At 62.2% G+C, this 26088-nt stretch carries 22 protein-coding genes; 11 read left to right on the forward strand and 11 right to left on the reverse strand.

The window, feature by feature from the left end:
* Positions 1-187 precede the first annotated feature (187 nt).
* Positions 188-2167, reverse strand: a complete 1980-nt coding sequence (locus GM668_RS23675) for a PhoX family protein (RefSeq protein ID WP_155441432.1) — start codon at positions 2165-2167, stop codon at positions 188-190.
* 156 nt (positions 2168-2323) lie between these two features.
* On the opposite strand from GM668_RS23675, the gene GM668_RS23680 reads away from it, so the two are divergent.
* Positions 2324-2818: a DUF3016 domain-containing protein gene (locus GM668_RS23680; protein ID WP_155441433.1), complete on the forward strand. Its 495-nt coding sequence runs from the start codon at positions 2324-2326 to the stop codon at positions 2816-2818.
* A gap of 24 nt (positions 2819-2842) precedes the next feature.
* Here GM668_RS23680 and GM668_RS23685 read toward each other — a convergent pair whose 3' ends face one another.
* Complete coding sequence (locus tag GM668_RS23685; protein ID WP_170305787.1) at positions 2843-3586, reverse strand: substrate-binding periplasmic protein; 744 nt, start codon at positions 3584-3586, stop codon at positions 2843-2845.
* Positions 3587-3614: 28 nt separating this feature from the next.
* Complete coding sequence (locus GM668_RS23690) at positions 3615-4136, reverse strand: winged helix-turn-helix transcriptional regulator (protein WP_155441435.1); 522 nt, start codon at positions 4134-4136, stop codon at positions 3615-3617.
* Positions 4137-4304: 168 nt separating this feature from the next.
* On the opposite strand from GM668_RS23690, the gene GM668_RS23695 reads away from it, so the two are divergent.
* A complete protein-coding gene (locus GM668_RS23695) occupies positions 4305-5105 on the forward strand; it encodes an SDR family NAD(P)-dependent oxidoreductase (protein WP_155441436.1) in 801 nt (266 codons plus the stop codon).
* A 49-nt stretch (positions 5106-5154) separates the two neighbouring features.
* Here GM668_RS23695 and GM668_RS23700 read toward each other — a convergent pair whose 3' ends face one another.
* Entirely contained in the window at positions 5155-5853 is a 699-nt protein-coding gene (locus GM668_RS23700; RefSeq protein WP_155441437.1) for a dienelactone hydrolase family protein, read from the reverse strand.
* A 143-nt stretch (positions 5854-5996) separates the two neighbouring features.
* Between GM668_RS23700 and GM668_RS23705 the strand changes: the two genes are divergently transcribed.
* Both GM668_RS23705 and GM668_RS23710 read left to right on the forward strand, forming a co-directional pair.
* On the forward strand, positions 5997-8867 hold the full coding sequence (locus GM668_RS23705; RefSeq protein WP_170305788.1) for a bifunctional diguanylate cyclase/phosphodiesterase: 2871 nt from the start codon (positions 5997-5999) through the stop codon (positions 8865-8867).
* Between the two features lie 14 nt (positions 8868-8881).
* A complete protein-coding gene (locus tag GM668_RS23710; protein ID WP_155441438.1) occupies positions 8882-9916 on the forward strand; it encodes a class I SAM-dependent methyltransferase in 1035 nt (344 codons plus the stop codon).
* Positions 9917-9925: 9 nt separating this feature from the next.
* On the opposite strand, the gene GM668_RS23715 is transcribed toward GM668_RS23710, so the two are convergent.
* From GM668_RS23715 to GM668_RS23725, 3 genes are all read right to left on the reverse strand, one after another.
* The gene (locus tag GM668_RS23715) at positions 9926-10684 is read right to left on the reverse strand and encodes a FecR family protein (protein ID WP_155441439.1); all 759 of its coding nucleotides are present in this window, start codon (positions 10682-10684) and stop codon (positions 9926-9928) included.
* Between the two features lies 1 nt (position 10685).
* Positions 10686-12344, reverse strand: a complete 1659-nt coding sequence (locus GM668_RS23720; protein ID WP_155441440.1) for a ShlB/FhaC/HecB family hemolysin secretion/activation protein — start codon at positions 12342-12344, stop codon at positions 10686-10688.
* A 103-nt stretch (positions 12345-12447) separates the two neighbouring features.
* On the reverse strand, positions 12448-14082 hold the full coding sequence (locus tag GM668_RS23725) for a M28 family peptidase (RefSeq protein WP_155441441.1): 1635 nt from the start codon (positions 14080-14082) through the stop codon (positions 12448-12450).
* A gap of 139 nt (positions 14083-14221) precedes the next feature.
* Here GM668_RS23725 and GM668_RS23730 point away from each other — a divergent pair, with 139 nt between their 5' ends.
* The gene (locus GM668_RS23730; protein WP_155441442.1) at positions 14222-15049 is read left to right on the forward strand and encodes an SDR family oxidoreductase; all 828 of its coding nucleotides are present in this window, start codon (positions 14222-14224) and stop codon (positions 15047-15049) included.
* A gap of 14 nt (positions 15050-15063) precedes the next feature.
* Here GM668_RS23730 and GM668_RS23735 read toward each other — a convergent pair whose 3' ends face one another.
* The gene (locus GM668_RS23735; protein ID WP_229499796.1) at positions 15064-15468 is read right to left on the reverse strand and encodes a nuclear transport factor 2 family protein; all 405 of its coding nucleotides are present in this window, start codon (positions 15466-15468) and stop codon (positions 15064-15066) included.
* A gap of 211 nt (positions 15469-15679) precedes the next feature.
* Here GM668_RS23735 and GM668_RS23740 point away from each other — a divergent pair, with 211 nt between their 5' ends.
* Positions 15680-17881, forward strand: coding sequence for a DEAD/DEAH box helicase (locus GM668_RS23740; RefSeq protein ID WP_155441443.1), 2202 nt, complete (start codon positions 15680-15682; stop codon positions 17879-17881).
* A gap of 4 nt (positions 17882-17885) precedes the next feature.
* Here GM668_RS23740 and GM668_RS23745 read toward each other — a convergent pair whose 3' ends face one another.
* Positions 17886-18584 carry an aspartate/glutamate racemase family protein gene (locus GM668_RS23745; protein ID WP_155441444.1) on the reverse strand — a complete coding sequence of 233 codons (699 nt, stop codon included), beginning with the start codon at positions 18582-18584 and terminating at the stop codon, positions 17886-17888.
* A 76-nt stretch (positions 18585-18660) separates the two neighbouring features.
* On the opposite strand from GM668_RS23745, the gene GM668_RS23750 reads away from it, so the two are divergent.
* The 3 genes from GM668_RS23750 to GM668_RS23760 all read left to right on the forward strand — a co-directional run bounded on the left by GM668_RS23750 (position 18661) and on the right by GM668_RS23760 (position 22349).
* A complete protein-coding gene (locus GM668_RS23750; RefSeq protein WP_229499798.1) occupies positions 18661-19440 on the forward strand; it encodes a helix-turn-helix domain-containing protein in 780 nt (259 codons plus the stop codon).
* A gap of 181 nt (positions 19441-19621) precedes the next feature.
* Positions 19622-21433 carry a TnsB C-terminal domain-containing protein gene (locus GM668_RS31810; RefSeq protein WP_170305789.1) on the forward strand — a complete coding sequence of 604 codons (1812 nt, stop codon included), beginning with the start codon at positions 19622-19624 and terminating at the stop codon, positions 21431-21433.
* Positions 21434-21479: 46 nt separating this feature from the next.
* Positions 21480-22349, forward strand: a complete 870-nt coding sequence (locus GM668_RS23760) for an alpha/beta hydrolase (protein WP_229499800.1) — start codon at positions 21480-21482, stop codon at positions 22347-22349.
* Between the two features lie 28 nt (positions 22350-22377).
* Here the strand turns inward: GM668_RS23760 and GM668_RS23765 are convergent, their stop codons facing one another.
* Positions 22378-22737: a nucleotide pyrophosphohydrolase gene (locus GM668_RS23765; RefSeq protein ID WP_155441446.1), complete on the reverse strand. Its 360-nt coding sequence runs from the start codon at positions 22735-22737 to the stop codon at positions 22378-22380.
* Positions 22734-23186, reverse strand: coding sequence for a GNAT family N-acetyltransferase (locus GM668_RS23770; RefSeq protein WP_155441447.1), 453 nt, complete (start codon positions 23184-23186; stop codon positions 22734-22736). Before GM668_RS23770 ends, GM668_RS23765 begins: the two co-directional genes overlap by 4 nt.
* A gap of 198 nt (positions 23187-23384) precedes the next feature.
* Here GM668_RS23770 and GM668_RS23775 point away from each other — a divergent pair, with 198 nt between their 5' ends.
* Together GM668_RS23775 and GM668_RS23780 are read left to right on the forward strand one after the other, a co-directional pair.
* The gene (locus GM668_RS23775; RefSeq protein ID WP_155441448.1) at positions 23385-23795 is read left to right on the forward strand and encodes a hypothetical protein; all 411 of its coding nucleotides are present in this window, start codon (positions 23385-23387) and stop codon (positions 23793-23795) included.
* Between the two features lie 195 nt (positions 23796-23990).
* Complete coding sequence (locus GM668_RS23780) at positions 23991-26054, forward strand: S9 family peptidase (protein ID WP_155441449.1); 2064 nt, start codon at positions 23991-23993, stop codon at positions 26052-26054.
* The last annotated feature ends 34 nt before the right edge of the window (positions 26055-26088 follow it).

A 26088-nucleotide genomic window follows, 5' to 3' on the forward strand; every position in this document is an offset into this window, starting at 1 on the left:
TTAGGCGCACTTTTTTGATTGTAGACTCAGCTTCGTTGAATTAACAACTGGCAACAGTCTTTGCGCGGACGCTAAACAACAAACTCAAGCGTTTGGCTGATTTTTGTAACCTTTTTGCAAATATTTCAATGCAAAACGCCCGTGCAAGGCGGGCAACCTTGCACGGGCGTCATGGGAAAAAGACGAATTATTTCAGCGCTGGCAGGCCGGTCAGGTAACCCACTGCGGCGCCAAAGCGGTCGCGGTAGTTGGCGCGGATCAGCGGATCCAGCGTGGTCACGACTTTCGAGTGCAGGCCGCCGGTCACGTTGCCGCTGGCATCCTTCGTCAATTCCCAGTCGCCCGGGTGCTGGAAGTTGCTCATGATGTAAGCAAAGCCATTGATGTCATCGACAGCATGCAAGCCGGTCGATTCCGCGCCCGACGGCGTCGACAGCAGGCGGGTCAGGGTTTTCGTGTCGACGTTATACGCCCACAGGAAGTTATTCACGTGCAGGCCGGAATCTTCGCCGACAAACAACGTGCGCAGCTTTTCCGAGAACTTGATGTTGTCCGGATTGGCGACTTTTTCCGGATTGGCCAGGTTGCCCAGCGCATCCGGCGCCGCCAAATCTTCGCCCGTCAGGGCCGCCACGGCGCCCATATCGACCGGCACCCATTCGCTGTCGATGGCAGCGCCCGTGTCATCCTTCTGGCCGCCTTTCAAGTTCAGCGCGTACACGGCGCCTGCATTCGGCCCTTTGACGGCGATGCCGCCGGAACCGTTGGTCATGGCGGTGGCAATGTAGCTGATGGCCGAGTAGGCGATCTTGTCTTTGGCGTTGACCGTCGTGCCTTCCATTTTCGTGAAGCCCATGCTGCCGCCTTTCAGCGCAGCGTAGCGGTGGGTTTCCAGGAAGGCCGCAGCTTTTTCCTGGCCTGGCAATACTTTGACCCAGTTGGTTTTGCCGCTGAACGGGATCTTCGTGTAGCTGGCATCGGCCGGGTCTGTAGTTTTCACGGAAATAATGTCGGCCGCTTTCAGCGTATCGGCCAGCGCCTTGATTTCCGCGCTGGTGGCTTTGCCCAGCTTGATCCACGCCAGGTCAGCGGAGCCGCCGTTTTCCGTGGTTTTTTGCGCCCACTTGGCCACGTACAAGGTACCGCTGGACAAGTCGCGCGCCTTGTCGGCCACGAACATGAACAGGCCGCCGTTGGTGGCGTCGTCGCCCATCAGCGCGGTGCGCTCGTCCGGCATCACTTGCACCAGTTCGTGCGAGATACGGCCCATGCAATAGTGCTTCTTGATGCTGCCCGTGCCGTCCGGGTTGACGGTGATTTCCGGCAGATGGCCATAGTGGTAGGGGTTGGCCTTGGCGGCGTCGCCATACAGGTTTTGGCTGAAGTTCTGGAATTGCGCGTTGGTGGCAATGGTGGTGGCGTCCGGCTCATATTCTTCGGACGACAAATGCGTGTTCCACGGCGAGCGGGACGCGCCGCACGTGATCCACAGGCCGTTGACGCCGGACGTATCGACGTTGTGGTATTTGACCAGTTTCAGCGCGCCCGTGGTTTTATCCTGGTCCAGCGTCAGCACGGCGATCGGCGACGGCAGCATGCCGTACATGGAATCGCCCTTGACGTTGCGGGTCGTATATTCAAACTGGACCACGGCAAACACGGTATTGCCCGTGACACCGGCAACAGCCGGGTTATCCAGTTTCAGCAGCGACGTGCCATCCGGGCAGTCGGAAAAGAATTGGCGCTTGCCGGCATCGGTGGTGTCCAGGATCGGCTTGTTGTTGATATCGTAGTAGCCGCCGGACAGGATGGTGCCGCCCGAACCATTGGGCACCTGGGCGCCCGTAATGAAGAAGGTTTCGTATTTCAGCGCATAGGCTTGTTTGCTGCCGTCGCTGAAGTTGGCCGTCAGCGACGAGCCCACTGTGGTGGTCGCCATTTTTGCCGCGTCAGCCAGACTGGGCGCCGCCATCGAAGTAAACGTGACCGATGCCAGCGTGGGGGGGACCGGCGTCGGCGTCGGGGCCGGCACGGTGGCTGGCGTTTCCGTGCTGCCGCACGCGGACAGCAGCATTGAAGCGGCACTGCCGCCCGCCAGCGGTAACAAAGGAGCGCCCGTCAGGTACTTGATCAGGCGGCGGCGGGAAGCGTCGAAGGACTCGGTCATGGTGTTCCAGTTATTCAAGGGTTAACAATGGCCGACATGCTAGATGATGGTTATGACAACCATGTGACACACAATCGTAAGCAACTATTTCAAACCTGTATGACGCGGATCAAGCGGCGTATATTATTTGCATCAATCCTTGAAAGGAATTCCATCATGCGTGCCTTGCCCTTTTTGATTGCTGCCGGAGTGGCAGCGCTGACGGCAGGCGCCGCACATGCCGGCGCCACCGTGACGTATATCGAGCCGGACAAATTCATCGACGTGCCGCTTTCCCCGATTGACCGGGAGCGGGTATTGAAAGAATTGACGCAGCACTTCGAACAGCTGGGCAAGCAATTACCAGCCGGGCAAGACGTGAAAATCGAGGTGACGGAAGTGGACTTGGCCGGGCGCATTGAACATACGCGCCGCACCGGCAATGAAATCCGCTTGCTGACGGGCGGCGCGGACTGGCCGCGCATGCATTTGCGCTACACGTTGACGCAAGATGGCAAGGTCATCAATAGCGGCGAAGCGGATCTGGCCAGCATGAATTACCTGAGCGAGATGAACCAATATGGCGGCGGCGAATCGCTGCGCCATGAAAAGCACATGATCGATGACTGGTTTGGCAAAACGTTCCACGTCCAGGTCAAGCGGCACGTCTGATGGTTGCGGAGCCGGCGCTTCGGGTCACCGCTTCATATATTGCTCAAGAAACGCTTTGAACTGGTCATTGGCAAACGCGGCGGCGGCTGCCTTGTCGAACCGGGCGACGGCCTCCTTGTCGGCTTTGGAGGAATACGCCATCGCGAATTGCCGCTCCGGCATCGGCAATTTGACGAGGTGGATTTCCAGGTTTTCGCTGGCCGCGTAATAGCGGGGCGAATATTCATTTTCAAAAAACACGGCCTGGATGCGGCCCAGCTTCAGCTTGCGCAAATTTGCCGTCTGCCAGTCTTGCACGGTCAGGAATTGCCACTGGATGGGGATATCCGCCAGAGGGGGCGGCACCAGCGTGCCGCCAGCCCAGCCGATTTCCATGCCGGCCAGTTGCTGCAATGATTGCACGGCTTGCAGCGGCGACGTTTTCAGCACGGCCAGGTGGGGCTGCGTGCGCAGGTAGTGCCAACTGGTAGCGGTGGCGCCGGGCGTATCGATGCGGCCGCTGGTCAACAGCAAAATATCAATGGCGCCCGTGCGCAAATTTTCAAACGCGCGGGGTACGGTGGTCGGGGCGGTCCACACCAGCGCGATGCCGGCACGCTTCACGACTTCCTGCTCCAGGTAATCCCGCAGCGCCCCCTGCAGCGGCGCCGTGGGGTGGCCCGTGACCAGCGGCGCCACGACAAAACCACCCACTTTCAAGGGCGCGGCCGGTAAGGCCAGCGGCCATGCGGCAGCGGCAAGTAAGGCTGTGAGTTTCCAGAATGACATGTGCGGCATTGTAACGCACAGCTGAAGCTCAGGAATCGCTGGCAGTCCCGTGCTTTTTCGCCGCCTGGAATGCCTCCATGCGCTCGCGGCGTTCCGAGACGAATGATGCGCTGAACGTGGTGTCCACGTCGGCCCGTGTAAATGGTTCGCCGCAGGCAAGGCACGCCAGTCCCGTTTCCACTTCATGGCCGCAATGCCGGTGCGTGAGGTTCAGGGCAGGGGGCAGGCCATCCAGCCCGCCCCATTTGCGGCCCCAGCCGGCCAAGGTCATCAGGACCGGATACAAATCATGGCCGCTGTCCGTCAACACATATTCGTGGCGCGGCGGTTTTTGCTGGTAAGCGTGGCGCGCCAGCACCCCATCCGCTTCCAGCCGCTTCAGCCGCGTGGACAGCAAATGCGGCGACATGCCGGTCTGCGCCTGCAAACCGTCAAATCGGCTATTGCCGAAAAACAATTCACGCATGATCAGCATGGTCCAGCGGTCGCCGACCACGGCCAGGCAGCGTGCAATGGGGCACTGCGATGCCCCGCTTTCAGACCAGCTCATACCCTCACCCCGCGCGATTCTATCGATGAGGGCATCGTAGTCCAAATACCGAAAAATAACTACAAATTTTGAACTTATTACTTTTCAATCGCTGCCATGAATTTACAGATTCAAAATTTGAAGTTACATTGAAGCCCATGCCCACCCCACTAGAAAAGGAACTTCACCATGGCAACTTCGAATAGCAACGGCACGGCCCTGATCACGGGCGCTTCGACCGGCATCGGCGCAACGTACGCAGACCGCCTGGCCCGGCGCGGCTATGACCTGGTGCTGGTGGCGCGCGACCGGCAGCGCCTTGACAGCGTGGCGGTGCGGCTGCGCAGCCAGTACGGCGTGCAAGTGGATGTGCTGCAAGCGGATTTGACGGACCGGGCATCGCTGGCGCACGTCGAGCAGCGGCTGGCCACGGACAGCCGCATCAGCCTGCTGCTGAATAATGCCGGCAATACTGTCGAAGGCAGCTTCGTCAGTTCGGATATCGACAAGGTGGAAAACATGATCACGCTGAACGTCATTGCCCCGACCCGGCTGGCCAAGGCTGCCGCTGCGCGCATGGCACAGGAAGGCAAGGGCGCCATCATCAATATCGGTTCCGTGACCGCCATGATGGCGGAAACGTTTTCCGGCACGTACAGCGGCACCAAGGCTTACATGCTGAACTTGACGCAAGCCATGCAGGTGGAACTGGCGCCGGCCGGCGTGCGCGTGCAAGCCGTGTTGCCGGGCGCGACCCGCACGGAAATCTGGGAACGGGCCGGCATCGACATCAATGCGCTGCCCAAAGAAATGGTGATGGCCGTCGATGACATGGTCGATGCGGCGCTGGCAGGTTTCGACCAGGGCGAAACCGTGACCCTGCCTGCGCTGCCGGACATGGCCGACTGGCAGGCATTTACTGCCGCGCGGCTGGCGCTGCAGCCAAACTTATCGCGCAGCACGGCGGCGCCGCGCTATCTGACGGCCTGAGTGGCGGCCTGAGCCTGAGGCCGGAGCACCGGTGCTCCGGTAACGCTGGTTACAGCATCTGGCTCAGGAACAGCAGTGTATAGCCATGCGCCAGCGCCGCGGATTGCTGGTGGTACGTGGAACGGTGCGAGCAATTGAATCCATGTTCCGCTTCCGCATACAGGTGGATTTCCACGTTGTCGTTGTCATGGAAGCGTTCCACCACTTTATCGATGGCGTCGCGTGGAATGTGCTTGTCTTTGCCGCCGTAGTGCAGCATCAGCGGGATGCGGATATCGTCCGCGCGGCTCAGCGCATTTTGAATGCCGCCGCCATAGTACGCGACAGCCGCATCGACCAGGTCATCGGCTGCCGCGTGATACGACAGCAGGCCGCCCCAGCAGTAACCTATCGACGCGATTTTCGGTCCCACTCCCTGCAGTGCGCGCAATGCCTTGGCGGTTGCGCGGACATCGGCTTGCGCCTGGTTCAACGTGGTGGCTGCCTTGAGTTCGGTTGCACGCTTCCAGTCGGCGTCGCCATAACCCAGTTCGATACGGTGGCCCTGGCGCCAGAACAAGTCGGGCGCCAGCACGACATAGCCGTCGGCAGCGTACTGGTCGGCCACGCTGCGGATATGTTCATTGACGCCGAAAATTTCCTGCAGCAATACGATGCCGGGACCACTGCCGCTGCGCGGCAATGCCAGGTAAGCGCCAAACGCGCCATCATCGCCATCGATCTCGATCCATTTGGAAGTGCCGTTCATTGCGTGTGTCCTTGCGATGGGAAGAAAGGACGCCATGCTACCGCAGATAAGTGGCGGGTGCTGCACGGATGGCAACGATGCTTGCATGTTGAAATCAGCGTTTTCACTGTAGGGGGCAGGCCAGTATCGTCCGCGTGGTTTCCATGCTAACCTTGCGTTCTTCTTATATCGTTACGCCTGTGATTTCCATTCGCGCTGTTCCTGCTGTCCCGCCTGCTTCACTGCGCCTGCGCTCGATGGCGCTGGCGCTGATGTGCGGCCTGGGATTGACGGCGCTGCTGTTTGCGGGCGCCAGCCGGCTGGAACACGATAAGGCCGCGCTGAGTTTTGAACAGCGCGCCCATGCCCGCCTGTTCCTGCTGCAGCAAGGCGTGGCCAATACGGTCGGCAGCCTGGCCTCCGTCAACCATTTGTTTGCCAGCCGCGAGGCAGTGAGCCGCGCAGAATTCCATTTGTTCACGAAACCGCTGCTGGAGCGCTATCCCTATGTGCAAGCCATCAGTTACCTGCGCGTGCTGCCCCATGAAAGCCGGGCCGCCTACGAGCAGGCGCTGGCGCAACTGAAGCCGGGCGCCGTGATGACGGAGATGCGCGACGGCAAGCCGGTGCCAGCCGGCGTGCGCGCGCAATACCGCGTGGTGCAATATATCGAGCCGCAAGCGGCCAACGAAGCAGCGCTGGGCCTCGATACCGCGTACCCGGCGCAAGACGGCAATGCGCGCCGGATTGCTTATGCGACAGGGCAGCCGATGGCGGGACCGCTGGTGCCGCTGGCGCAGCAGCAGGGCCAGCCGGCGTCCGCGCGGCGCGGCGTCATTATTTCCATGCCGGTGTACCGCTTTGGCGCAACGCTGGGCAGTGAAGCGAGCCGCCTGGCTGCGCTGCAGGGCGAAACGGCAGCCGTGCTGCGGCCGTCCGACATGATGGCGCGCATCCTCGATGAAGAAGGCAGTCACGCCGATGGCCTCGCCATGCGCGTGTATGCAGCCGCGGCAGCCGATACGGCCAGCCTGGTGTATCAATCCGCAGCGACGCCAGGGAGCGGCCGTATGGTCTTGCCGCCATGGCTGGCGTGGCTGTACCCGCAGCGTCCGCTGACGTTCCAGAGCCACATCGATGTGGCGGGCCAGACGTGGCTGATGGCTGCCGATGTACCGCCCGCCACGTATGCGGGCGACCATCTGGCGTCGCTGTTCACGCTGGTGCTGGGAACGCTGGTCAGTGCGCTGGGCGCGGCGTGGGTGCATGCGCTGGCGTCGCGCAACCGCTATGTGCGGCGGCTGGTCGACGAACGCACGGCGGAATTGCGTGAACTGTACCGCACCAGCCATTTGCGCGAACGCGCCATTGAAGCCAGTGTCAATGCCATTTCCATTACAGCCGCCACGAAAGGCACGCCGGTTGTATACGTCAATCCCGCGTTTGAACGGTTGACCGGCTACACGCGCGCCGACATGCTGGGCCAGAGCCCGCGCCTGCTGTATGGCGGCGACCTCGACCAGCCTGGCGTGCAAGAAGTGCGCGCCGCCCTGCGCGAACAGCGCGACGTGCATACGGTGGTGCGCTGCTACCGCAAGGATGGCGCGATGTTCTGGAACGAGTTGTCGATTTCGCCGGTGCGCGATGAACACGGGACTGTCACGCATTACGTATCGTTCCAGCATGACATCACGGCCCTGAAAGCGTATGAATCGGAATTGCGCCACCAGGCCACGCACGATGCGCTGACCGGCTTGCCGAACCGCGCGCTGCTGGCAGACCGGCTGCTGCAAACCATCCACCATTCAGAACGCAAGGGCCACATGCTGTGGCTGGTATCGTTTGACGTGGACCGCTTTAAATTCACCAACAGCCGCCTGGGCCACAAGGGCGGCGACCGCTTGCTGCAAGCGGTGGCTGAGCGCGTGCAATTGGCTGTGCGTCCCGTTGACACGGTGGCGCGCATGGGTGGTGATGAATTTGCCCTGATGCTGTTGCCGGAGCCGGGCGCCATGAGTCCCCGCGCCGACCAGCTGCAGCGCGTGCTCGATTGCCTGGCGGCGCCGCTGCACATCGATGGCCAGGAATTGTTCCTCACCTGTAGTGTAGGCATTGCGGTTTATCCGGATGACGGCCGGGATCCGGGCGTGTTGATGGAGCGGGCCGACATCGCCATGTTCCGCGCCAAGGAAACAGGCGGCGACAACGTGCAGTTTTATACGGCTGCAATGAATGACCGCCTGGGCGAGCGCATGCTGATCGAAGGGGCGCTGCGCTCGGCGCTGGAGCGCAATGAACTGGTGCTTCACTATCAGCCGCAAACCGACATCACCGCAGGCTGCATTGTCGGCATGGAAGCGCTGATCCGCTGGCAGCATCCGGAACTGGGCATGGTAGCGCCTTACCGCTTTATTCCGCTGGCGGAAGAAACAGGTTTGATTGTGCCGATCGGCGCCTGGGTCATGCGCACTGCGTGCGAACAGCTGGTGGCGTGGCGCCAGCTTGGCCATGACGGCTTGCGCATGGCGGTCAATGTGTCGGCGCGGCAGATGACGGAAAAAGATTTCGTGCAATCGGTGGCGCAAGTGCTGGCCGATACCGGGCTGCCGCCGCACTGCCTGGAACTGGAATTGACGGAAAGCCAGGTGATGAATGATGTCGAGCATGCGATCGCCGTCATGCACGAATTGAAAAAACTGGGCGTGCTGCTGGCCATCGACGATTTTGGCACCGGCTATTCCAGCCTCTCGCATTTGAAGCGCTTTGAAATCGATGTGCTGAAAATCGACCAGACGTTTGTGCGCGACTTGACGGTGGACCCGGACGATGCAGCCATCGTCACGACCATTCTTGCGCTGGCGGCCAACCTGGGCCTGGAAGTGATTTCCGAAGGGGTGGAAACAGCGGAACAGCTGGAATTCCTGCGCCAGCACGGGTGCCGGCAAATGCAGGGTTATTATTTCAGCCGTCCCGCACCGGCAGGCGCCATTGAAACCATCTTGCGGGACGACGCGGCGCACACGGCTGCCGTTTAAAGACAGGAGAGAGCATGGCCGGATTGGCGGATGTACTGGAAGCGCTGCAGCGCACGATTGAAGATGGCGAGCTTCACCGGCGCCAGCATCTGGAAGCGGAAATGGGCTCGCAGTTTGGGCGCCACGTGGAAATCGGCCTGGCGCTGCGCGAAGCGTTTGAACAGCCTGAGTTGCGCGACAAATTTATCCGCCGCCTGAAGCCCTTGCGCCGCCTGATCATTGGCAACCTGCCGGCCGGCGTGCAGCGCCAGGGTTTGCTGCCGGAATTGTCGCCGCAGCAGCGGACCGCGATGGGACACCGCCGCCTGGACGATATTCCAGACAGTGAACTGGAACAATGGCTGATCGATGACGGCCGCATGATTTATGGCGAATTCAAGCCGCATGAATTGCACCATTACTTTACGGCGATCGCGCCCTATGTGAAGCCGGGCAGCGCCATGATCGACCTGGGCAGCGGCTTGGGTAAAGTCGTGCTGTCGGCGGCGCTGTCGCTGCCGTTTGGTTCGTGCACGGGGGTGGAATTGCTGCCTTACCGGCACGCCATGGCGCAGCAGCGTTTTGACGCCATGCTGGCGGCGGGCGACGCGGCGCTGGCAGCGCTGCCAGGTCCGCCAACGCCGGACGAAGTGGTGGCGCTGCCATATGGCGGCCACGCGGACGCCAGCCACGTGCTGCGCTTAAAAGAGCGGGTCCGCTTCATCAATGGCGACTTGTTTGACGCGGACGTCAGCCAGGCTGGCTTGATCTTCATGTATTGCACCTGCTTTGCGCCGCTGATGGACCGCATCGGTGAAAAACTGGCGCGTGAATTGCCGCAGGGATGCCTGGTCTCCACTACCACATTCCAGTTGCGGCATCCGGCGTTCCAGGAAGTGGCGCATTTCCCGTCCGGGACCGTGGCCTGGACTTCCGTGTACCTGTATGTGCGCGCCGGGGAACTGGAGGGGTTGCCGCCGGCGCCGGCATCGTATTTATATGAGCCGCCGGAGGAGCAGTGGGAAGCAGCCGTGCGGGAGCAGATGGCGGCGCTGGATGCCGGCGCCTGACGTGGCAGCTTACTGCACCACACACTCTGGCTCGGAATTGCGCCCCGCCGCTCCCGCCGCCGGCGTGTTCTGGCTGATCGACGCCGGCATGCGCACTTGCGGCGCCTGATTGGGCGGCACCAGGATCATCGGCGGCTGGATACCGTTTTGCGTGGGCGGCAAGAAGCCGAATTGGCCCGCATTTAAAATCGCCGGCTGCATCGGCGGCGCACCGGGCGGCGTCACGGGCGTAACGGAAATCCCGCCTGCCGCCACGTCGAGGTGCAAGCCATTGGCCGGCGTCTGCCCGCTTGGCGTCGGCACGCCGCCGCAGTCATTCTGGCAAAACAGTGCGCCCAGATGCGTGCCACGGATACCGATGGTGGCCGTGGGCAGGCTGAAACTGACGGATTCCCGGCTGCGTTTCCCGACCATGCCGGACACGGCGCGGAAACCGCCTTTCAGCATTTCCAGCCGCACCTTGTCGCCTTTGGGATCCGGTTCGCGGAACGTGAATTCTGAAATCTTCAGCACGGAATTCGGCCGCAGCACCATTTCCGAATGGTCGATGAATTTCAGCCGTGCGTACGCTTCATTTTCCGTCGTCAGCACGTCGCCTTCGCGCACGGGTGATTTCACGGACAGCATTTTGGTATTGCCATCGGCCTGCCTGGCCGTCAGCACGCCGGACAAATGCGTGACTTGCGCCACCGTGTCGCCGGGGGAAGCCCAGACGGCGGACCATGCGCATCCGCACAGCAGCAAAGAGTAAATTTTCAGGGGCGCCATGTCAGTACCCGACCGTCACGAAAATATGGGCGCGGGTGTCGCCGCGCGCAATGCCCAGGGCGTGGCCTGCATCGAGTACGCGCGCCACATCCACCCTGATAGTAACGCTTTTTCCCAGCACTGCGCGCAAGCCGATGCCCGCACCGGCGGCCGACACGCTGCCCGGCACGGGACTTTGCGCGGCCCGGTTCTGGCCATAAGACGCGTCGATAAAGCCCAGCAAGCGCACACTGCCATCGACGCCGATGACGGCGGCCAGATCCGGCCCATATAGTTCGCCATTGGCGATAATGCCGCTGTCGGCCGACAGCGCCCGTTCATCAAAGCCCCGCACGGCATTGGCGCCCGTCAGGCCAAAGCTTTCCGCCGATACCAGCGGCTGCAAGGCATATTGGGCGCTGCCTGCCACGCGCGCCTGCCAGTCATTGCTGAAACCCTGCATCCAGCTGGCGGCGCCCCGCACGATGACGAGGCGGTCACGCGTGTCGCGGTTGCCGCTGGTCAGATACGAATAACGGTCGCTGCGTCCCGTGATGTTGGTGTAGCTGGCGCCGCGCGGCAGGTTGACGGCCAGGCCCACGCTGGCGTCCAGCTGCGACAGGCCGCTGCGGGCCGACATCGAATACGTGGCCGACAGCGGCATCACCGTGTAAGGCACACAGCTGGCCAGCGGCGGCGTGGGCGGCGCCGTGCTGACTGGCGTGCCATCGACCGCCGTGCAGCGCGCATCGATGGCTTTATAGTCAATTGCCGCCACCAGCTTGCGCGTGGTTTCGCCGGCGCGGGGGAAGTTGTGGTTCAGGCGCAGGCCAGCCACGTCGCCCTTGCCGACAATATTCAGCGAGCCGCCCAAGGTCGGCGTGGAGCTGGGCGTATTCGAGCTGGATTTGCCGTAAATGACGTCGATGCTGTCGCCCCACGCGTACAGGGGCAGCCGGTAGCCGATGCTGTAGTTATGGATTTTCACGCCGGCCGGGCTGTCCGGCGACGTCGTGTACGCGATGCTGGCGGCGTGGTCGCGGTCAAACAGGTTGGCATACTGGTAAAACACGCCGGTACGCCATTTGCCGGTGGCGTCCGTGCCGGTATTATCAAAGGAAATGCCGCCCTGGTGCGGGCTGCGGTCCGTCACGCGCACGTTGGCATCGACCACGTAATCATCGTCGCTGGCCGCCAGCGACACTTCCACCTGCTTTGCGCCGTTTTCATTCGACAGCTGCACGTTTTCCGACAGCCGGCGCAAATTCGGCGTCGTTCCCTGCTTCAGCGCGGGCAAGCCGCGCCGCACGTTATCGGCGCTGTAATAGCGGTTACCCAGCACGTTGACTTTGCCGATTTTCGCTTCCATGACGTCGAAGCGCACGGCGCCGGATGTGGCTTCCTGTTCCGGCAAGCCCACTTGCACGGCGCCATAGCCGGCCGCGCGGTAAGCATTTTCCAGCGCATCGAGCGCGCGCTGCACATCGGCGAAATTGCGGCGGCTGCCCGTGTAGGGCGCCAGCAGCGCCTGTATTTGCGCATCGGGCAGCAGGGTATTGCCCACCACGTCGAAGCGGGTGATGTCGAAGCGCTGTTCCTCGGCCCGCACACCGGCACATGCGGACGCCAATGCCGACGCCAGCACCAACGCGTTGCACGCTGCGGGCAGCCGAGTCGTCATGATGCCAAAAGGAAAAGGGAATAACCTAGAGTAGTCTGATCCGGCCTTCCCGGCAAGCCAATGTGGGGACCTGGCCACAGGCCCCACAGGGCTGTTCGGGCGCTTAACGCTTGACATTGGCGAACGGGTCACCCTTCTTGAAACTCGCCATTTTCGCGTCATTGGCCACGGCATAGCCCAGGTTCAGCGTGAATTGCGCCTGCTGCACCATGCCGGACAAATCCCAGTCCGCGTGGTATTCATCCGTTACCTGGTGGTAATCCTTTTTGAAGGCCACCAGCTTGTCGCTGGACGCTTGCTGGTTTTTCTCAAACGTGAAGTGGCCGTCGCCGGAAAACACGGCGGAACCCACGTTGAAGGCAGGGATGCCTGCCTTGGCAAAGTTGAAATGGTCGGCGCGGAAGTAGGCGCCGGACAAGTCCGGGATCAGGGGCGCCAAGGTCAACCCCATTTTCTTTGCCACCACGCCGGCGGTTTCATACAGCGAACTGCGTTCCGCGCCGGCCACGCCGATATCCCTGGTGCGGCCCACGAAATTCATGCTGTCCAGGTTCAAGTCCGCGCTGGTTTGATTCAGCGGCCAGGCCGGGTTGGCGACGTAGGCGGCGCTGCCCAGCAAGCCCTGTTCTTCGGCGGCCGGCCACAGGAAAATTTGCGTGCGCTTGGCCGGGGATTTGACGGCTGCCGCCGCCATGGCCAGCAGGGCGGCCGTGCCGGACGCATTGTCGATGGCGCCATTGTACGTATGGTCGGTCTTGCCTTCGCGGCGCACCCCTTCGTCGATGCCCAGGTGATCCCAGTGCGCGGAATAGATGACGGCCTGCTCTTTGAGTTTCGGGTCAAGGCCGGGCACGATCCCCACCACATTGAATTGTTCGACCTGGCGCACGGCGCTGCGCAATTCCACATGTGCCGTGGTTTTCAAGTCGACCGGGCGGAAATCGCGCGATTCCGCTTTTGCCCGTAACTCGTCGAGGTCGAAACCGGCGGACTTGAACAAGTCGCGCGCCGTGTCTTCATGCAGCCAGCCTTCGACCTGGTTGCCTTCTTTATTCAAGTGGAAGCGTTCATGGCCGAAGCCATTGGCCGGCACGCTCCACGGATACGATGCGGACGGTGTCGTGTGGATCAGCAGCGCACCGGCTGCGCCACGGCGCACGGATTCTTCGAATTTGTACAGCCAGCGGCCGTAATACGTGTAAGCCTTGCCGGCGAAGCGGTTCGGTTCTTCCGCGGTCGGCTGCGGGTCATTGACCATCATGACGAGGATTTTGCCTTTGACGTCCACGTCCTTGTAGTCGTCCCATTTTTCTTCCGGCGCCGTTGCGCCATAGCCGACGAACACCAGCGGCGCATCAAAGCTCAGCGATGCCTTGCCGCTGCCGGTGCCGATCAGCACACCCTCGCCGACGATCGGTGTCATGCGCGTATTGCCGGTCCTGAACGCGATCGAACTGCCCGGCAGCAGTTTGGTGCCACGGAAGTGCACGGGCTGGCGGTACGATCCGTCTTGCAGCGGCTTTAACCCCATCACGGCAGCCTGGGTTTCCAGGTAGTGCACGGCCAGGTCGCCGCCGCGCTGGCCCGTGCCACGGCCTTCCAGCAAATCGTCGGCCAGGAAGGACAGGTGGGCGCGCAGCGGACCTTCCGTCACGACAGGCGCCTGCTGGGCACGGGCAGGGACGGTGTGGAAGGCGGCTGCGATGGCGGCGGTGGTGACTAACAGTCGAGTGCGCATAGGGGCTCCGTAGTGAAAAGGTGACAGGTTCGGTGGCCGTACCGCTCGAAGCAGGCGGTGCGAGGCGCCTATCTTACTCTTGCTGTAGAGAACATGTTAGCCTTTGCTGGAACGATAACAACAAGTAGCAGGAACGAACATGCGGGTCATTATCATCACGGGGGCATCGGACGGGATCGGTGCGGAAATGGCGCGCCAGCTGGCGCAGCGCGCAGCTGGGAAAATAGACCAGGATGGCCACCTTGCGCTGGTGCTGGCCGCGCGCAACCGTCCCATGCTCGATGCGGTGGCGGCCGAATGCGCCACCTATGGCGCCCGCACGTTGACCGTGCCAACGGATGTCTCCGACCAGAACCAGTGCAAGCAACTCGTGCAGGCGGCTGCCGATGTGTTTGGCCGCATCGATGTGCTGGTCAACAATGCGGGCCGCTCCGGCCATGCGCTGTTCGAAGACGTGCAGGATTTGGGCTGGTATGAAGAGATGATGCGGATTAATTTGTGGGGCAGCGTATGGTGCACGCATGCGGCGCTGCCTTACCTGAAGCAAACGCGCGGCAGCGTGGTGGCGGTGGCGTCGCTGGCGGGGCTGGTCGGCGTGCCGGGACGCACGGCCTACAGCGCCAGCAAATTCGCCATGTCCGGTTTCTTTGAAGCGTTGCGGGCGGAAGTCAAATCTGCCGGCGTGTCCGTCACGACCGCGTATCCGGGCGTGGTCGACACGCGCATCCGCTACCGCGGCTATAACGCGGCGGGCGGCGAACTGGGTTCCAGCAGCCTGAAGGAAGATGGCGCAATGCCCGTGGCGGAATGCGCGCGGCTGATCATCGAAGGCATGGAGCACCGCAAGCGCGAAGTGGTGATGTCGGCGAAGGGAAAGCTGGGGCGGTGGATGAAACTGATCGCCCCGGGCCTGGTGGAGAATATGGCGTTAAAGGCGGTCAGCGAAGAACACCGGCCGCACAGCTGATTTGCAACGATGCGTTACGCGGCGGTTGGCTCGCCGTGGAAGGCTTTGTTGGCGATCTTCCAGCCATCTGCGGTTTTCAGCAGCACGAAGTAATCGGTAAACGTGGTGGCGCCGTGGATCAGGCGCAGCCGCACGGAAGCTGCTGTGCCATGCACGTCAACCCAGTCCACGATGCGCTGGCGCTCGGATTCGTCGGCGGCAGGGACGCCATTGAAGCGCTGGCAATACACATCCAGCGGCCACGACGTGAATTCGCCGTCGCGCATCGATTCAATGTGGGCAGTCGGCAGGAAGGCTTTGCGCATGAAGGATGCGTCGTTGCGCGCGTGGCCTTCGATGTATTGCTTGACCGGGTCCATCACCGCGGCTTGTTCTTCGGTGAACTGGGGACGGAAAATGACATTCATAGACAGGGACATGGCTGGCTCCTTGGTGGAGCCCCATGATGCCCCGCTTTGCGCCGGTTGGCTGCGTCATAGGGCAGATACCGGGTATATGCCGCGCTTTATGCTTAAAAAGCAGGCAGATTGCAGGAAAAGAGCCGCTTTCCGTACGCTGTATGCGGTAAAAGGGTAAACTGGCACCTTTGTTTCGCATTGGGCGATTCGATCATTAACTGTGAGTGCCGCCATGTCTGGAACACCTGAAATTCTCTTTGCCGACCTGAATTTGTCGGCCCCCATCCTGAAATCGCTGAAAGAAGTGGGCTATGAAAGCCCGTCGCCGATCCAGGCCGCCACCATTCCTTATCTGCTTGACAACCGCGACGTGCTGGGCCAGGCGCAAACAGGCACCGGTAAAACCGCCGCGTTCGCGCTGCCGATTTTGTCGCGCATCGACTTGAAGCAGGCAACGCCGCAGGCGCTGGTACTGGCGCCCACGCGTGAACTGGCGATCCAGGTGGCGGAAGCTTTCCAGCGCTATGCCGCGCACATCCCGAAATTCCATGTGCTGCCGATTTACGGCGGCCAAAGCTATGGCCCCCAACTTGCCGCGCTGCGCCGTGGCGTGCACGTGGTGGTCGGCACCCCGGGCCGCGTGATCGACCACCTGGACAAGGGTTCGCTGGACTTGTCCGCGCTGAAAACCCTGGTGCTCGACGAAGCGGATGAAATGCTGCGCATGGGCTTTATCGATGACGTCGAGCGCATCTTGCAAGAAACGCCGGAGTCGCGCCAGACCGCGCTGTTCTCGGCCACGATGCCGGCGCCGATCAAGCGCATCGCAACGACTTACCTGAACAATCCGCAGGAAGTGGCGGTGGCCGCCAAGACCACGACGTCGGAAAACATCCGCCAGCGCTATTGGCTGGTGTCCGGCATGCACAAGCTCGATGCGCTGACCCGCATCCTGGAAGCGGAACCGTTTGACGGCATGATCATTTTCTCCCGCACCAAACTGGGTACGGAAGAATTGGCGGAACGCCTGCAGGCACGGGGCTTCTCGGCTGCCGCCATCAATGGCGACATGCAGCAGGCGTCGCGCGAGCGCACCATTGCACAGCTCAAGGAAGGCAAGATCGACATCCTCGTCGCCACCGACGTGGCAGCGCGGGGCCTGGACGTGGAACGCATCAGCCACGTGGTCAATTACGACGTGCCGTATGACGCGGAAAGCTATACGCACCGTATCGGCCGTACCGGCCGTGCTGGCCGCAGCGGTGAAGCGATCCTGTTCATCACGCCGCGCGAGCGCAACCTGCTGAAGATCATTGAGCGCGCCACGCGCCAGCCGATTGGCCGCATGGAATTGCCGACCTTGGAAGCCGTCAACGACGTGCGGATCGCCCGCTTCAAGGATGAAATCACGGAAACCCTGGCGCAGGGCGGGCTGGAACACTTCCAGAGCCTGATCGAGGAATATGAAAACGAACACAATGTGCCGGCGCTGGAAATCGCTGCCGCGCTGGCGCTGATGGCGCGCGGCGGCAAGCCGCTGTTGCTGGACAAGAAGCGTGAAACGGGCTGGCATGAAGATGGCCAGCCGCGTCCTGACCGCCCTGAGCGCGCCGACCGTGGCGACCGTTCGGACCGCGGCGAGCGCGCCGAGCGTCCGAAGAAGGAACGCTTGCCGCGCACGTCCGAGCCGGGTATGCAGACGTACCGCATCGAAGTGGGCTACCAGCATGGCGTCAAGCCGGGCAATATCGTGGGCGCCATTGCCAATGAAGGCGGCGTCGATTCCAAGTACATCGGCCGCATTGAAATCTACGATGACTTTTCCGTGCTGGACATGCCGGATGACTTGCCGCCGGACTTGATCGAGCACTTGCGCGGCATCCGCGTGGCGGGGCAGGCGCTGCGCATCAGCCGCGATGGCGACCCTATCCCTGCTGCGCCGGTTGCTGCTGCCCCTGCGCCGCGTAAGGCGGCCGACGAGCGCGCGCCGAAGAAGGCTGCCAAGCCGGAACCGGAGATAAGCGCCCGCGCCGACGACGATGAACCGGCGTTTGATGATGAAGCGCCGAAGAAGAAAAAGAAGGACAAGCACAAAGTCAACTTGCCCATGACGCCGTTCCGCCTGGAAGTGGGCATCAAGCACAACGCGACGCCATCGAACATCGTGGGCGCCATTGCCAACGAGGCGGGGCTGGAAGCGAAGTACATCGGCCGCATTGAAATGTTCGATGACCACACGATGATTGAACTGCCCGATGGGATGCCGGACGATATCTTCCGCCACCTGGGCAAAGTGTGGGTCGGCGGCCAGCAGCTGCGCATCAGCCATGCGGACAGCATGCCGCCGATGTCGGGCAAGCATACGCCGCCCAAGGAGCCGGTGAAGGCGGCCAAGGGCGGCGCCAAGGCGGGCAAGGGCGCCAAGGCCCGCTAAGCCGTTATCCCTGCGCCAGCGCCCACTCCGCGGCGCTGCGCGCATGAATGGCCGTCGTGTCAAACAGCGGCAACGGCGTATCCTGCGCCCCGATCAGCAAGCTGATTTCCGTACAGCCCAGGATCACTCCCTGGGCGCCTTGCGCCGCCAGCTGCCCGATGATGCGGCGGTATTCGGCGCGTGAAGCTTCCGACACCACCCCCACGCACAACTCTTCGTAAATGATGCGGTGCACGATGGCGCGGTCGTTTTCATCGGGCGTCAATACGGTCAGCCCATGCCGCTGCTGCAGCCGTTCGCGGTAAAAATCCTGTTCCATGGTAAAGCGCGTGCCCAGCAGGCCGACAGTTTGCAGCCGGGCGGCGCGGATCGCGCGCGCCGTCGGATCGGCGATATGCAGCAGCGGCAATGTGCAGGCGGCCATGATGGCATCGGCGACTTTATGCATGGTATTGGTGCACAGGACAATGCAGTCAGCGCCTGCCGCTTGCAGGCGGCAGGCGGCATCGGCCAGCACTTGTCCCGCCGTGTCCCAGTCGCCGGCGCGCTGCAACTGCTCGATGTCGTGAAAGTCCACGCTATACAGTACGGCGCGCGCCGAATGCAGGCCGCCCAGGTGTTCGCGGATGGTTTCATTGATGTGGCGGTAGTAGGGCACGGTGGATTCCCAGCTCATGCCGCCGATCAGTCCTATGGTTTTCATGTGGCTCTCCGTTGAGGTGACGCTAGAATAGGCTGGGGCAAAGTAACCGGTCTATCATGAAATTTCAGCGGAGCCAATGATGGGGACAGTGGAACTGGATGTCGGGTGGGCGCGCATTGCGCTGCTGCCGTCCGCGCCCTATTCCGCCGATGGCGCGTCATCGGCATGCGTGATGGGCGTGGCGCTGGAGCGGCAGCAGGGCGTGCATGCGGTGGCGGGGGAGGCGCGCCGGGATTTCGATGCGTGGCCGGGCGAGTTTGCGCTGGCGGCGCCGGGCGTGCCTGTGTTTTCCGAATCCGCGCATGGAGGCGAATACGTGCTGGTGGCGGTGGAACCTGCCGTGGCGCCGCATGTGGCAGGGGCGCCGCGCCGCCTGTTCCGGGGCCAGCGTGACGCGGTGGCGCTGGCGCGCAATTTACGGCGGCTGTTGCTGGCGCAGCAGCCGGATGTGCAGCAAGCGGCACAGCAGGCGGCGCAATTGTTGGCGCATGGCGCAATGCTGCTCAATGGTGCACCGGAACGTGCCGGCGCCTACGGCCACGACCGGATCAAACATGCCCGGGTACTGGACGCCATCGAAGCCGGCCTCGCCACGCCACTGCAGCTGGATGCATTGGCGGCGCTGGCCGGCATGCCGCTGCTGCGTTTCCTGCGCAGTTTTACCCACGCGACAGGCATGACGCCGCACGCGTGGATCACGGAGCGCCGCCTGCAGCGCGCGCGCCATATGCTGCGCAGCACCAATCTTCCCCTGGCCGACGTTGCCGCTGCCTGTGGCTTTACGCACCAGTCCCATTTGGGGGCATTGCTGAAACGCGAAATTACCCACAGCCCCGCGCAATACCGTTCCCGATAGAAGGGACCAGGCGCTGAAATGCCGTGTTTACAGTTGCCACGCACCATATTGGTGCAATATGAATGCTGCGCTGCACCAAGAGGTGTCCGATTACGGCATAAACGCTGATTTTTCGGGGGAAAACAGGGTGGCCCGGAAATTGCATAGACATGTGTATTTTTCCTGTCTTGCGAGGGCACCAGTGATTACCCGTAACGACCTGATCGAATATACCGGTCCGCAGCGCAAAGTTTTCCGCGTCCTGTGGGTGGATGAAGCCGGTGCGGCTGCTTATATTTTCAACGTCTTGCCGAAGGCTGCGGAAGCGCAGCTGGCGCGCGTTGCCATGCTGGAGGCTGACTTGGCCGCCGGCCGGGCCCGCCGCCTGACGGACGACCCGTGGCCGCTTCCCGAGCAGCCATTGCGCCGGCCGGCCAAGCATCTGCAAATCCGTGACCGCGCATGGGAAGTGGTGCGCGATCTGGTGGCCATGGAGCCGGCCATTTATGAACCGCGCCGCCGCGGCCAGCTGGTGCAGGCTTGCATGGCGCAGCACGACGTCTCGCACCCCACTGTCTACCGCTACCTGCGGCGCTACTGGCAGCGCGGCCTGGCGGCCGATGCGCTGCTGCCGGATTACGCCAATTCCGGCGCGCGCGGCAAAATCCGTGCGGTATCGGAAGGCGTGCAGCGCGGCCGTCCACGCAAGGCCGGTGCGCCGCCCGGCGTCAATGCCGATACCGCCATGCGCCGCATCTTCCGCATTGCCGCCACCCGCTGGCCGGACAGCGCCGCGCCGTTTGCACGCCGCGCAGCGTACGACCAGATGCTGGCGGATTTCTTCCAGCAGCGCACCATTGAAACGGAAACCATGCGCGTGCAATCCGGCGTGCGCGACCAGGCATTGCCAACTTATGGCCAGTTCAGCTACTGGCTGGAGCAGGACGGCCTGCTGGCAAAACCGCAGGCGCTGCCGCCGCTGCCGGCAGACATCGATCCTGGCCGCCCCGGCCGGCCGGCGGCTGCCTTCCGCCTGGAAGCAATCCCGGCCGACGTCCGGCTGGTGTCGCGCGCTGACCGCAGCCAGGCCCTGGGCCGCCCCGTGATTTACGTCGCCACCGATGTTTTCAGCGGCATGGTAGCCGGAATCTACGTCGGCATGGACCGCCCCATCTGGCGCCATGCGCTGCTGGCGCTGGCCAATGCGGCAGCCGACAAGCAGCGCTACTGCCTGCGTTTCGGCCGCGATATCGGCGCCGCACTGTGGCCGGCACAGCATCTGCCCGGCCTCGTGTTTGCCGATGCGGCGCTGGCGGCAGGCGCCGATATTGAACACGACAATTTGCTGAACCAGTTCCAGACGCGCTGCCTGGTGGCGCCGCCGCACGAAGGCCACGCCCCCGGTTTGCACGCCGAGCTGGCGCGCCGCATTCCCCTGCTCAGCGGCGCCGCCAAAGATGATGGCGAAGGCGATACGTTGCGCTGCGCGCGCATGGATGGCGTGCTGGATCTGGAACAGTTCACCCGTCTCGTCATCGACAGCGTGCTGCACTACAACCACAGCAACCCGCAAGGCGGACCCACGCCGCAGCAGCTGTGGACCTGGGGCGCCGCGCAGCGGGGCGCCGCATTGCGGCAATTCCCGGAAGACCTGGTGCGCTGCTGCCTGCTGCCGGTCACGGATGCAATGGTGACGGCGCAGGGCATCCGCGTGCAGGGCAGCCACTACGAATGCGTACGGGCGCTGGATGAGCTGTGGTTCGAGCGCGCCGCCCGGCATGGCCAGTGGCCCGTCAAGGTCGCCTACGATCCAGCCAGCCTGGATATGGTGTACCTGCTGGATCCGCGCGCACCGATGCATTTCCATGCGTGCCACCTGGCCGATGGCAGCAGCGCGCACCGCCGCCTGTCGTCGATGGAACTGTCGCTGCTGCGTGCGGCACAGCAGCGCACCTATGCGGACCCAGTGCACAGCGTGGTGTTCGAGAAAATGGTGGCGGCGCTGGCGCGGTAAAGACGTAAGCGGTATGCTGCGCGCTTAGACTTGAAAGGAAGCGCGCATGCAGTTCAAAAAAGTTTTGATGGCTGGCGCCGTGACTGCCCCCATGACGTTGCAGGATTACCTTGCCCTGAAAGGCCCCCAGCCAGACGCGCACATCGCGTATGGCGCGGCGCCGTCGCAATTCGTTGAGCTGTTCAAGCCTGCCGGCAACGGGCCGTTCCCCGTGCTGGTATTGATCCATGGCGGCTGCTGGACTGTTCATTTCGGTGGCATCGAGCAAATGCGCAATATGGCGGGCGACCTGGTCAAGCAGGGCATCGCCGTGTGGAACGTGGAATACCGCCGCGTCGATGAAGAGGGCGGCGGCTATCCGGGCATGTATGAAGATGTCGCTACCGCCGTGGACCGCTTGAAGACCGAAGCTGCCGCGCACAGCCTGGACGTGGCGCGCGTGGCCGTTATGGGCCACTCCGCCGGCGGCCATCTGGCGCAATGGGCGGCATCGCGCCACCGCTTGCCGCCGGCAAGCCCCGCGTGGCGCGCCAATCCGCTGCCGATCCCGCACGTCATCAGCCTGGGCGGCCTGGCGGATTTGCGCCACGAAGAAAAACTGATCAAGTCCAGCTGCGAACGCGATATGTGGCAATTGGCGGGCGCCGCCAGCGCCGCGCGGCCTGACATCTTTGCCGATACGTCGCCGGCGGAAATGCTGCCGGCCGGCGTGCACACGACGCTCATTACCGGCGAGCTGGATGACATTTCACCCGTGCGCGTGGCGCAGGATTATGCGCGCCGCGCGCAGGCTAAAGGCGACCAGGCCGAAGTGGTTGTGCTGCCCAACGCCAGCCATTACGATGAAGTGGCGGCCACGTCGCCCGCGTGGAAACTGATCACGCCGCACATCCGCAAGGCGCTGGGCATGCAGTGATCACACGGTAATCACCGCATTAATCGTATTAATCGTATTGATCGTATTTACGGGAATCGCCTTTGACTTGCCCGGCAGGATACTTGGCGGCATTGAGGGCGATTTTTTCCACCGCCGCCGCGTGCAAGTCCACGCCGGTCTTGTCGGCCAGCTGCACCAGGTAAAGCAGCACGTCGGCCAGCTCATGGCGGATACCTTCGCGCTTGCGCGCATCAAGTTCATGGTCCGCGCCAGTCGGCAGCCACTGGAAATGCTCAGCCAGTTCAGCGGCTTCCACCGTCAGCGCCATGGCCAGGTTTTTCGGCGTGTGGAATTGTTCCCAGTCGCGCTCGCGGGCAAACGCACGCGTCAAGTCACGCAAGTGCGCAAGGCTGTCTTGCCCGCTCATTGCGCGGCCTTTTCCATGAAGACGCTGTGCGGGTCATCGGGGTAATCGCCGTAAGGCCCGCGCACCGTATAGCCGCGTTTGACATACAAGGCCAGCGCTTCAGGATTGTCCGGCCCGGTCTCCAGCATGAATTGCGTACAGCCGCGTTTTGCTGCTTCGCCTTCCAGCAAATCCATCAGTTTGTGCGATAAACCCTGGCCCCGCCCGGCAGGCCGCACATAGATGCGTTTGATTTCACCATATTCCGGCGTCAACATGATGGCGCCACAGCCGAGCGCCGCGCCGGCGCCGTCCCGCGCGACGGCAAACAGCACATCAGGCCGGTCAAGCGACGCAATATCAAGGGCATACACGCTGTCGGCAGGGTACAGCGAATACAGATAGGCATCCAGTTCGGCAATCAGGGACACGACGTCCGGCTGGTTAGGGGTCTCAAAGGAAATATTCATGTTTTCCATTGTAGCGCAGCATTCTGTATCAGGATTGCCTGCGCACTATGTGGCCCAAGCTTTGGTGAGAAAAATACTATGATGCAAGCCCTTCCAAGCGCAGTAAAGCTGTCTATGATGAACTTTATGCAGGGCCTGCCTTAGACAAACGACCCTGCTGCCATGTAGTCCAACCCGTTCAGATATGGAGCAGCCATCATGAAAAAACTTAGCCTGATTGTTTTGCTTGCCATTGCCGCCCCCGCCGCATTTGCGCAGTCCCAATCGCCTCAGTCCGTGAAAGTCCCTGGCTATAACATCTCTGCCCCGGAACGCACTTTCAGCAAAGCCGCAGCAGGGTTCGATAACTATCGCGGCGCCTATGATTTATCGAATGGCCAGGTCCTGTCGCTGATGGCCCATGGGGCATCGATGTTTGCTCAGCTGGACGATGGCGACCGGCACGAACTTGCAGCAACCGGCTATGGCAAGTTTGTGGCCAAGGATTTGTCGTTGAAGATCACGCTGGAACGGAAGGCGGATGGCGATGTCGGCGGTGAGATGTTGATTGCCAAGTCGTCTTCGGTAGCAGGCCAGCCGATGGAATACGTACGGATCGCGTTGCGCTAGCGCCGTACGATTAACTGCTCGTAGTTTGTAGCAGCGCGCGGGCGGGTCCGTCGTCCGCGTAGTCTCCCTTTGCCGCCGGCCCCCGTCAGGTCCGGCGGTATTCTTTTGTACAGGGGCGCTTCCGGGATTTGGTATGATGTCCGGCTGCCAGCCAAAAGCTGGCATTTTTTATAAATACCACTCGGAGATACCCGAATGAAATTACGTCTGCTGGTAGTCGCGGCTGCAATTGCTGCGGCCGGTGTACAGCAAGCCCAGGCCGCGCCACGCGGCTTGACCATTGAAGACCTGGCGTCCATGGAACGCGTGGGCAGCCCTGTTCTGTCGCCTGACGCCTCCAAGGTCGTGTACACGGTGCGCACCACGAATCTGGATAAAAACCGCGGCAATACCCAGCTGTGGATGATTGATTTACGCGCTGCCAAACCCGTGCCGCAGCGCCTGACCCAGGCCGATGCCAGCAGCACCGATCCAGAATGGTCGCCGAATGGCGACGCGATTTACTTCCTGTCGGCCCGTTCCGGCAGCAACCAGGTGTGGCGTTTGCCGCTGGGCGGCGGCGAAGCCGTGCGCGTGACGGACTTCCCGCTCGACGTCGACAACTTCCGCCTGTCCCCGGCGGGCGACCGCCTGGCGTTCAGCATGGCGGTGTTCCGTGATTGCCCGGACTTGGCCTGCTCGAAGCAGCGCGCCGATGAACAAGCCAAGAACAAGGCCACCGGCAAAGTATATGACCGCCTGTTCGTGCGCCACTGGGACACGTGGAATGATGGCCGCAACGCCGTGCTGTACAGCGCAGCCATTGGCGCCGATGGCAAGGCAGTAAACCCGGTCAGCCTGTCCGGCTCACTGGATGGCGATGTGCCATCGAAGCCGTTTGGCGACCATGAAGAATACCACTTCAGCCCTGACGGCAAGACGGTTGTCTTCAACGCCCGCGTTGCTGGCAAGACGGAAGCGTGGTCCACCAATTTTGACATCTACACGGTGCCGGCAGCCGGTGGCGCAGAACCGCGCAACCTGACCCAGGATAACCAGGCGTGGGACACGAAGGCGCAATTCTCGCCCGATGGCCGCACGCTGGCGTATGCGGCGATGGACCGCCCGACGTTTGAAGCAGACCGCTTCCACCTGGTACTGATGGATGTCGCGACGGGCAAGAAACGCGCGCTGACGGCAGACTGGGACCGCTCCGTATCGGAATTCCACTGGGCGCCGGATGGCAAATCGCTGCTGGCGACCGCCGATGACGTGGGCCAGCACCGCCTGTTCTCCATCGATGCAGCCAGTGGCAAAGTGACGCCGCTGACAGGCCCCGGCTATGTGTCCGCGTTCACGATGGCGCGCGATACGCTGGTGATGGCGCAAGCGAACCTGGCGTCCGGCGCACAGCTGTTCAAGATGAAGCTGGGCGTAGCGAACAAGGCCGACAAGCTGACCGCCAACAATGAAGAAAAACTGGCGGACGTGCGTTATGGCGAGTACGAGCAATTCTCGTTCAAGGGCGCCAATGGCGAAACGGTGTATGGCCACGTGATGAAGCCATGGAATGCGGAAGCAGGCAAGAAGTACCCGGTGGCCTTCCTCGTGCACGGCGGCCCGCAAGGCAGCTTTGGCAATTCGTGGAGCTACCGCTGGAACCCGCAAGTGTATGCGGGCGCCGGCTATGCGGCCGTGTTCATTGATTTTCACGGGTCGACTGGCTATGGCCAGAAATTCACGGATTCCATCAGCAATGACTGGGGCGGCAAGCCGCTGGAAGACTTGAAACTGGGCCTGACTGCTGCCGCTGCCAAATACCCGTGGCTGGACCGTGAAAAGAGCTGCGCGCTGGGTGCATCGTATGGCGGCTACATGATGAACTGGATCGAAGGTAACTGGTCAGACGGCTTCAAGTGCATCGTCAACCACGACGGCGTATTCGACATCCGCGGCATGGCGTATTCGACCGAAGAAATCTGGTTCACGGAATGGGAATATGGCGGTTCGTACTTCAAGAATCCGGAAGGCCATGAAAAGTTCAACCCGGTGCACCACGTGGCGAAGTGGAAGACGCCGATGCTGGTAGTACAGGGCGACCAGGACTTCCGCATTCCAACGGCGCAGGCGCTGGCGACCTTCACGGCATTGCAGCGCCAGGGCGTCGAGAGCAAGTTGCTGATGTTCCCGGATGAAAACCACTGGGTATTGAAGCCTGCCAATTCCATCCTGTGGCACCACACGGTGCTGGATTGGCTGGGACGGCATTTGAAGAAATAAGCTGCTTGCCGTCCCCGAACGCCCGCTGATGTAG

Source organism: Pseudoduganella ginsengisoli (assembly GCF_009720865.1).
Classification (GTDB): Bacteria; Pseudomonadota; Gammaproteobacteria; order Burkholderiales; family Burkholderiaceae_D; genus Rugamonas; species Rugamonas ginsengisoli.